The following is a 9,322-nucleotide window of genomic DNA, read 5'->3' on the forward strand; positions in this document are numbered from 1 at the left end:
ACAGGTTATAAATAGCTTTAACAGCGTTTACATTCCTTCTCGCGAAATGAGGAAAGCCTGTACTAAAGTGCTTAGAGCAAATGTAATTATGCTGAAGATTTGAGAAAAGAATAACAAAATCAAACATGGCAACTGTCTCCTGTAAGCAATCATAGACCGTTATGAATATTTTGATCTTCAAACTCCCAATATGGGAGTGACAAAGGGTTGTAAGAGAATTTCTCCTTACTAAGTGGAAGGTTCCCGCAAAAATCAGATAAAATAGGGGGCTTCTATCAGCAATATGATAAGTAAAAAGCAAAATTAATATAGGTAAACACACTAATTATCAGATAAAGTATCTTTTAAATTAATCGTTTTGGAAACGTAAGGCCTAATAAATGTGTGTGCTGTTCCATTTAGTTCGAACTGCAATTTCTCTATTAGTTGAGCATCTTCTAATTCTTTGAACCAACTGCTTATAGTTCTTGAAGATTAGTTGAAAGAGCTGGATATATAAAACTATGATAACATTCCGTGCTCCCAATATAGCAACGCACAAGCTATGTCACCCAGCCCATTTAATTGCTATTTCAATCTACGCTCCCAAAACAGGGAGCGACACGAGATATTGACAAACCTAACACCTCGCCTCTATATAGTAGTTTTATTCATTTCTTTTCCTTGATTCACGTCAAAAATTCACTCATTTCATGCACATAACCTGCATTTTCTGCGCAAACCTCCCCACAAAACCATGTTCACTTCAGGTCCGCGCATTAGCAATATAGTGGCACTTCTTGTTTCAATACAGATTGTCACAAGTATTTTTTGATTCAGAATTGGTTCCGACGATAAGAATAGAGACTGTCAAACACAAGGTAATAAGTAAAGAACTTCATCCGCTAATAGATGCTTTAAATATAGTAAAGGCTTTTTCAAGTTTCCATCTAACAAAAATATAACAAATATCGGGTCGTTTCAGGTATGAAAAAGCAAAAAATGGTAGAAATTACTCGGGTCTTAAGGTATGCTGTAAAGTAATGGGGATATTTTCTTTATTTCTGATAGTCTAGTATATTTTTTTTATAACATCTAAGGTATACAATTTTTTGTAAGCGTTTTATTTTATAATAGAAATATGGAAAATTAATAAATTTAGAGGAGGGTGTCCTTTGTTTATAGCTCATATTCGCAAAAGTGATCATGTAATCCAAACGGTTCAAGACCACCTTGAAGGGGTTGCCTGGCTAGCGCGGAGATATGGTAAATTGATAGCGCTAGCTGCTCACACAGAATTATCTGGTTTACTCCACGATATGGGTAAATACACGGAAGCTTTTACGACCTACATAAGAAACGCGGTGCTTTATGATGATGTGGCGAGCACTAAGATTGATCACTCCACCGCAGGAGCAAAATATTTATATGAAAATTATTATGGGAAGGATCCCTTGCAAAATCTCGTAGTAGAAACGGTAGGGATGGCTATTTTATCTCACCACTCCGGCCTGCAGAATTTTATCCAGCCCGATACGAGTCAATCGGATTATATCCGCCGTGTGACAAATGTTGATTTACCACACTATCAAGAGGTAGTAGCCAACTTTGAGGCTGTTTCTGGAAACGTGGAAAAGGTAACTCAATTGATCGAAGAAGCTAAAAAAGAAGTCGAGGAATTTATGGAGCGGATTAAGCACCTAAATGGAAAAGAACGAACCATTCATTTAAATTATATGCAAAAACTCGTGTTTAGTTGCTTGATCGATGCGGACCGTACTGATACTCGCTGTTTTGAAGAGGATACGGAAGTAACGCTCTCAGATCATTCGGCTGTTTTTGAAGAAGGATATAAAAACCTGATGAATCAAGTGAACGAATGGGGAGAGGCGGTTCAACCCATTTATAAACTGCGGAACGAGATGTCCGAGAGTTGTGATAGAAAAGCGGATGAAGCCTCATCTATCATGACTTTATCCATCCCGACCGGGGGCGGGAAAACCTTTGCAAGCCTCCGTTACGCCTTAAAACATGCGATGCAGTACAAAAAAGAACGGATTATTTATGTAGTTCCTTACACAACCATTCTGGAACAAAATGCTACGGCCGTCCGCGATATTATCAAACAGCCAGAAGCTGTCCTTGAACATCATGCGAATGTCATTGATGACAGCGGTTTGGATGATGAACCGGACTATTATCAGGAGGCATATCATAAACAGTTGCAGCTCGGGCGTGATAATTGGGACTATCCGATTATCTTTACGACAATGGTGCAGTTTCTGGATGCCTTTTTCCAAAAAGGAACGAGAAAAAGCCGGCGTCTCCATCATCTCACGAATAGCGTAATTATCGTGGATGAAGTACAGTCTGTTCCTTACAAACATTTCCATCTGTTTAATACAGCAATGAATTTTCTCCAAATGGTCGGAAATAGCAGCATCTTGCTTTGTACAGCAACACAGCCGGAAGTAGCTGAAATGAAGTATAAAATACACCTGGGGAAAAATGCGGAAATTGTACCAGACCTTGTGAAGACTGTCGACGCGTTTAAAAGAGTATCAATCATCAATAAAGTGGACAAGGGCGGTTGGAATCTCGAAAAAATAGCATCATTCACAGAAGAAGTCATGTCAGAAAACCAATCACTTTTGATCATTTTAAATACAAAGTCAGAAGTCCGGAGGCTTTATAAGCTGCTGGAAGAATTGAATATAGCGGAAGTTTATCATCTCAGCACCTCAATGTGCCCGGCGCACCGAATGGAGAAGCTGGATAAGATACGGGACAAATTGGGTAAAGAACGAATCATATGTGTCAGTACACAATTGATTGAAGCTGGTGTCGATATTAGCTTTGAATCCGTGATCCGCTCTCAGGCGGGACTCGATTCGATTGCTCAAGCGGCTGGTCGCTGCAACCGAAATGGGGAGCGAGAAGAAGGGAAAGTTTATATCATCCGCTCCGCAGAAGAAAATCTTTCAAGACTGCCCGAAATCCGAATCGGCGGAGAAGTGCTGGCAAATTATATCTTGAATAATGAAGACTTTGACGGCAATTATTTAAGTCCTTTGGCAATCCAGACTTATTTCAGACATTTCGATGCCCAGGCTGGACGTGTGATAAAAGTAGTGCCACCACCGTTGGATTGCCCTCTTATTAGTCACCTGAACGGGAGACATCCTAACGCGGGAAAAGCAAGCACCATCTCTAAAGGTATGTTTAAGACAGTAGAAAAGCATTTTGAAGCAATTGAATCGCCTACAACATCTGTGATCGTTCCTTACGCGGGAGGCGAAGATATTATTGCTTCACTCAACCAAGACCTCGACATCAAAGAATTCAGCAACATTATGAAACAGGCACAGCAATATTCCGTAAATCTCTTTGACTATGAAATACAGAAACTCAGTCAAAATAACTTGCTCGTACCCCTTTACGACAATTCGATTTATTGTCTCACGGAGCGGGCGTATGATGAAGATTTCGGCGTCACGATAGATGGAGAAGGTTCGATGATGGATTATAACTTTTAAGGAGGTGATACCAATGAGGAACCAGATTGAATTTGTTGTTCATGGCAAATATGCCTTGTTCACCGATCCCGTGACTCGGATTGGCGGGGAGAAATTTACATACCAAATCCCCACATACCAAGCTTTAAAGGGAATCGTAGAATCGGTGTACTGGAAGCCAACGCTGACTTGGTATATCGATGAGGTACGTGTCATGAACCCAATCCAGACAGAGGTTAAGGGAGTTCGTCCGATCAAATATCAAAGCAATTCCAATGATTTAATGTACTACACCTACTTACGTGAGCCTGTCTACCAAGTACGGGCCCATTTTGAATTCAATGAAAACAGACCCGATCTTGCTTATGACAGAAACGAGCACAAACATCACAACATCGCAAAGCGAGCGGTGAAAAAAGGCGGTCGGCGTGATGTATTTCTCGGAACACGTGAATGTCAGGGGTATGTAGAAGATTGCGCGTTTGGTGAAGGCGAAAGTTTTTATGATGATTATGGTGAAGTAAGTTTTGGTCCGATGTTCCACGGGTTTACTTATCCGGATGAGGGAGATCAGGAAACGCTCCAGGCACGAATTTGGGTACCTACGATGAAAAACGGAATTATCCGATTCAAGCGCCCGGAGGAATGTGAAATCATCCGGGACGTCCGGAAAGGCTCCATGAAACAATTTACCAAAGGAGAAAACTTCACCGATGTGGATCAAGAATACGAAGAGATGTTTAAGGAGGTGTGAAAATGAGCTGGATGCAGCAGTTAAGCAAAGTGTATGAAAATAATATGGACCATGTTGGAGAGTTTGAGGAAAGGCAGAATCAGCGGATAACGTTGCTCCCTGTTTCTCACGTTATGCAGAGTGCCCAAATTGAAATTTTGATTAATAGAGATGGAGAATTTGTGAGTGCGAAAGTTATTGAGAAAGAGAATGCGCGGACGATTGTGCCTGCTACCTCCGCATCAGCAAACCGCAGTAATTCGAGTGCGCCCCACTATATCCATGACAAATTGTTTTACGTTGCCGGCGACTACGTAGCTTATACCGGGGAGAATAAGCGTGAAAAACATCATCAGGATTACCTAGGGCAAATGAAAGAATGGGCTGAATTTCCAAACGCACCAAAAAAAGTGAAAGCAATCTATCAATATGTCAAAAAAGGAAATGTGATAGAGGACCTAATTAATGAAAAAGTAATCCCGGTAGACAGCAACAATGAAGTAATCACCAAGTGGACTTCATCCGAGGAAAAGCCATTGATTTATAAAGTGGTACCTGGTGACATTCTATCTGCATTTGTTCGATTTGATGTGCTTCACGAAAGAGCAGATGATCCTTTTATCTGGGAAGATAAACAATTATTTGATGACTATATCGAATACCAGGAAACAATTGCAGAGATGGAAAAAGGCTACTGCTATGTTACGGGAAAGGAAACGATACTGACCACACAGCATGGCTCGCGGATTCGAAACGCCGGTGACATGTCGAAGTTGATTTCTGCCAATGACAACAGCGGTTACACATACCGCGGAAGATTCGCAAAACCAACCGAAGCAGTACAAATCGGCTACGATGTCTCTCAAAAAGCACATCATGCACTGCGTTGGCTCCTACAACGACAGGGGACTTATGTGGATTCCCGTTACTTTGTTTCATTTGGTGTAGAGGAAGTAGAGGTGGCTGATCCGCTTGAAGGAACAGCAAATCATTTATTCGATTTCTTCTCTGTGGAAATGGATGAAGATACTAAAACGCACATTTATACAGAAGAAATTGTAGCGAAGGAATTAAATAAGGCGCTGCAAGGAAAAAGGCATGAGCTGAAAAAAGATATGTTGGAAAATATTATCGTTATGTCCGTGGATGCTGCAACGCCAGGCAGGCTTGCTATTGTGTACTATCAGGAACAAAATGCGGATTTATATTATGAAGCACTAGCCCATTGGCATCGTACATGTTACTGGCTTATGAGTTTTAAAAATGAAAATAAATGGATTTCATATCATGGTGCTCCTTCCACCTATCAGATTGTAGAAGCTGTCTATGGGAGGAATGGAGATCCAAGGATGAAGAAAGAGTTATATACAAGGTTGCTCCCGAGTATTACAGAAAAGAAGGCAATCCCGAAAGATATCGTTCAGACGTTGTTTAATAGGGTAAAAAATCCATTTAGCTTTGAGGGATTGGGACAGTGGAATTCTGTTATAAACATTGCATGCGCACTGATTAATAAGCAATACGAAAAGGAGGGATTTACCGTGGCGTTACAGGGAGAGAACTCATCAAGAGATTATTTGTTTGGAAGATTGCTGGGTATTGCGGAAGTAATGGAGCAAAGACAACTGAAAGAAAGAGATGAAGGTAGAGCAACGAATGCCACCAGATATTTTAATGCGTTTTCTCAGCATCCTGCCCGTACCTGGATGGTCATCCGAAAGCAGCTCAATCCATATTTTCAGCGTTCCGGAGGACAAACAGGATATTATGCAATGCTCATTCAGCAGATAGAAGATAAGCTGGCAGTGGAGAATATGACCGACGCCCCGCTCAGCCCAGTTTTCCTATTGGGGTACAGCAGTCAAATCCAACATTTATATACAAAAAAGGAGGAAAATGAAAATGACAGCGTTGCAGAATAAAATTGACTTTGCAGTAGTATTTACAGTCGATAAAGCAAATCCAAACGGGGACCCGTTAAATGGTAATCGTCCACGTCAGGATTTTTTAGGATATGGAGAGGTATCTGATGTGGCAATTAAGCGGAAGTTACGTAACAGATTACAGGATGATGGGGAGGAAATTCTTGTTCAGTCGGATGAAAGGCGATCTGATGCATTCCGTAGTATCAAAGACAGGGTAGATTCAGTGGAAGAATTGAAAAAATTACTGACCAAGTCGAAAGCAACAGGAGCAGACGAAGAATCAGCTGAAATGATAGCAAGCAACACCTGGTATGATGTGCGTGCTTTTGGACAAGTGTTTGCATTTAAAGGGACAAAAATGTCTATCGGCATCCGCGGTCCGGTATCTATTCATACTGCAACAAGTGTGGAGCCGGTAGATATATCTAGTATGCAGATTACAAAGAGTGTTAACTCGATCACAAATACAAAAGATCCGGGTCAAAAAACATCCGACACGATGGGGATGAAACATCGAGTAGATTTTGGTGTATATGTATTTTACGGAAGCATTAATCCGCAGCTCGCTGAACGTACTGGATTTACTTATGAAGATGCACAAAAACTGAAAGAAGCGTTAAAAACATTGTTCGCAAACGATGCATCTTCCGCACGACCAGACGGTAGTATGGAGGTAAATAAAGTATTCTGGTGGGAGCATGATTCGAAATTAGGAAATTATTCTTCTGCTAAAGTTCATCGGACCGTACACGTGAAAAAGGTAGAAGACAATCTTCCTCATTCTATTGAAAATTACAAGATTACAGTAGATGAGCTGGAAGGACTGCCAGTTGAAGAACATGACGGGCTATAATGAACAAGATTATCTGATGCTTTCAGGGATCCAGCATTTTGTATTCTGCAAGCGGCAGTGGGCGCTTATTCATGTGGAGCAGGAGTGGGCTGAGAATGTATTGACGGTAGAAGGAAATGCCCTCCATGAGAAGGCTGACGACCCTTTCATACGCGAAAAAAGGGGAGATACCATTTTTGTCCGCGCGCTGCCTGTTCATTCAAGCTCGCTTGGCATCAGTGGCATCTGCGATATGGTGGAATTTACAAGAGATGAAGACGGTATTCCTTTAGACAAAGAGGAAGGGCTGTATTCTGTAAAACCAATAGAATATAAAAAGGGCAAACCCAAAAAGCATGATGCCGATATTTTGCAGCTAGCTGCCCAGTCCCTGTGTCTCGAGGAAATGCTCGGAACAGTGATTGAGGAGGCTGCACTCTACTACCATGAAATCAAACGAAGGGAACCAGTCCCTATCACAAATAATCTCAGGAATAGAGCAAAAGAAATGTTAAAAGAAATGCATCATTACTATGGTAGAAAGCACACTCCAAGGGTAAAAACTGGAAAACATTGCTTAAGATGCTCATTACGGGATATCTGTTTGCCGGAAATGCTGGAAAGAGAAAAAGTATCTGCGTACATGAATAGGATGTTGGCGGAATGAAAAAATTACTTAATACTGTTTACGTTTCTCAGCCCGATATCTATTTGGCTCTTAAAGGAAAAAATCTAAACCTTATAAAAGAAGATGAATCAATTGCACGTGTCCCGCTTCATAATATCCAGGCGATTTGTACCTTTGGACATCAAGGAGCAAGCCCAGCACTAATGGCTGAATGCATGGAACAAAATATTAGTCTCACCTTTTTCACAAGCGCGGGCAGATTTCGCGGGCGGCTAACGGGAGAGTCGAATGGCAACGTTTTGTTGCGGAAAAAACAATATAGAATTTCCGACTCAGAAGATGAAAGCTTACGGGTAGCTAGACATATGATCGTTGGGAAAATCTTTAACAGTGAGCAACTGTTAAATCGTACGTGGAGAGACCATGTACTGCGCGTGAATTCAGAGCGGATTAAACATGCAATCAGTAGTCTTGCAAAAGCCCGACAGCACATACTTACATGCATCAATTTAGAAGATTTAAGAGGAATTGAAGGAAACGCCGCAAGTGTTTATTATAGTGTTTTTGACGAATGCATTCTGCAGAATAAAGAAGATTTCACATTCTCGCATCGTAACCGGAGACCGCCATTAGACCGAATAAACGCCTTACTGTCTTTTTCGTATTCTTTACTGGCATCGGAAACAGCGGCTGCTCTAGAAGGGGTCGGACTTGATTCGTATGTAGGTTTTTTGCATCGTGACCGGCCAGGAAGAACTTCTCTTGCTTTAGATGTCATGGAAGAGTTGCGACCATTGATTGCAGACCGATTTGTTTTAAAGATAGTTAATAGAAAACAGATTCATGCAAAGGATTTTGTTATTAAAGAAAATGGTGCTGTCATCCTTAAAGATGATGCGAGAAGGAAATTTCTGCAGCTATGGCAGGAAAATAAGGAGTCTGAAATTACTCACCCGTATTTAAAAGAAAAAATCTCCTGGGGATTAATCCCGCATGTGCAAGCATTATTATTAGCCAGATTTTTAAGGGGAGACCTTGATGCATATCCTCCAATTTTACTTAGGTAGGTGAAGAAAGTGTTAATACTAGTAACCTATGATGTCCAGACGGTGTCTGCGAGTGGCCAAAAGAGATTGAGAAAAGTAGCTAAGAAGTGTGAGGAATACGGGGTCCGAGTGCAGAATTCTGTATTTGAGTGTGTGGTGGACAGTACGCAATTACGCCAGTTGGAACTAAGCTTAGAATCAATCATCGATCCATCTGTTGATAGTCTTCGGTTCTATCGCTTAGGGAACAATTATGAAAATAAGGTGAAGCATATAGGTGCTAAACCGTCGCTTGAAGTAGAAAAGCCACTGATTTTTTAATGCGCGAACCCGAAGTGACCATGATTTTCCAGGGAGGTTCGCGCAGAATATGCATGTTTACTTAAGGAAATAGAAGGAATTTTGATTGAATTAGTGAAAAGTAATGGATAGACTACTATATGTAGAGGCGAAATGTTGGATTTGTCAATATCTCGCAGTCGCTCCCTGTATGGGGAGCGTGGATTGAAATAGATGCAGTCGCCTTACAGTGGAAAGATAATCCTGCGTCGCTCCCTGTATGGGGAGCGTGGATTGAAATAGTTTATCCAACAATTTGACATCATAATCGATGAACGTCGCTCCCTGTATGGGGAGCGTGGATTGAAATATAAGAATGGAAATC

General features: G+C 41.2%; 7 protein-coding genes. All 7 read left to right on the forward strand.

The annotated features are described in order from the left end of the window. Positions 1–1,154 precede the first annotated feature (1,154 nt). The 7 genes from cas3 to cas2 are packed head-to-tail and all read left to right on the forward strand — an operon-like array spanning position 1,155 to position 8,979. A complete protein-coding gene (cas3, locus tag IEX94_RS11940; RefSeq protein WP_188857697.1) occupies positions 1,155–3,515 on the forward strand; it encodes a CRISPR-associated helicase Cas3' in 2,361 nt (786 codons plus the stop codon). A gap of 13 nt (positions 3,516–3,528) precedes the next feature. Further along, positions 3,529–4,248 carry a type I-C CRISPR-associated protein Cas5c gene (cas5c, locus tag IEX94_RS11945; RefSeq protein ID WP_156855174.1) on the forward strand — a complete coding sequence of 240 codons (720 nt, stop codon included), beginning with the start codon at positions 3,529–3,531 and terminating at the stop codon, positions 4,246–4,248. Between the two features lie 2 nt (positions 4,249–4,250). Beyond that, entirely contained in the window at positions 4,251–6,149 is a 1,899-nt protein-coding gene (gene cas8c / locus IEX94_RS11950) for a type I-C CRISPR-associated protein Cas8c/Csd1 (RefSeq protein ID WP_188857698.1), read from the forward strand. Continuing rightward, positions 6,130–7,005: a type I-C CRISPR-associated protein Cas7/Csd2 gene (gene cas7c / locus IEX94_RS11955; RefSeq protein ID WP_156855170.1), complete on the forward strand. Its 876-nt coding sequence runs from the start codon at positions 6,130–6,132 to the stop codon at positions 7,003–7,005. Before cas8c ends, cas7c begins: the two co-directional genes overlap by 20 nt. Continuing rightward, positions 6,992–7,651 carry a CRISPR-associated protein Cas4 gene (gene cas4, locus IEX94_RS11960; protein WP_156855254.1) on the forward strand — a complete coding sequence of 220 codons (660 nt, stop codon included), beginning with the start codon at positions 6,992–6,994 and terminating at the stop codon, positions 7,649–7,651. The genes cas7c and cas4 overlap by 14 nt, the downstream gene beginning before the upstream one ends. Beyond that, positions 7,648–8,679, forward strand: a complete 1,032-nt coding sequence (gene cas1c / locus IEX94_RS11965; RefSeq protein ID WP_188857700.1) for a type I-C CRISPR-associated endonuclease Cas1c — start codon at positions 7,648–7,650, stop codon at positions 8,677–8,679. The genes cas4 and cas1c overlap by 4 nt, the downstream gene beginning before the upstream one ends. A gap of 9 nt (positions 8,680–8,688) precedes the next feature. Further along, on the forward strand, positions 8,689–8,979 hold the full coding sequence (gene cas2 / locus IEX94_RS11970) for a CRISPR-associated endonuclease Cas2 (RefSeq protein WP_156855253.1): 291 nt from the start codon (positions 8,689–8,691) through the stop codon (positions 8,977–8,979). Positions 8,980–9,322 lie beyond the last annotated feature (343 nt).

Source organism: Oceanobacillus indicireducens, from assembly GCF_014647195.1.
Classification (GTDB): domain Bacteria; phylum Bacillota; class Bacilli; order Bacillales; family Amphibacillaceae; genus Oceanobacillus; species Oceanobacillus indicireducens.

Coding starts and splice junctions, on each gene's coding strand:
- cas1c (WP_188857700.1), top strand. CDS start 7,648: ATGAAAAAATTACTTAATACTGTTTACGTTTCTCAGCCCGATATCTAT.
- cas5c (WP_156855174.1), top strand. CDS start 3,529: ATGAGGAACCAGATTGAATTTGTTGTTCATGGCAAATATGCCTTGTTC.
- cas8c (WP_188857698.1), top strand. CDS start 4,251: ATGAGCTGGATGCAGCAGTTAAGCAAAGTGTATGAAAATAATATGGAC.
- cas4 (WP_156855254.1), top strand. CDS start 6,992: ATGACGGGCTATAATGAACAAGATTATCTGATGCTTTCAGGGATCCAG.
- cas7c (WP_156855170.1), top strand. CDS start 6,130: ATGACAGCGTTGCAGAATAAAATTGACTTTGCAGTAGTATTTACAGTC.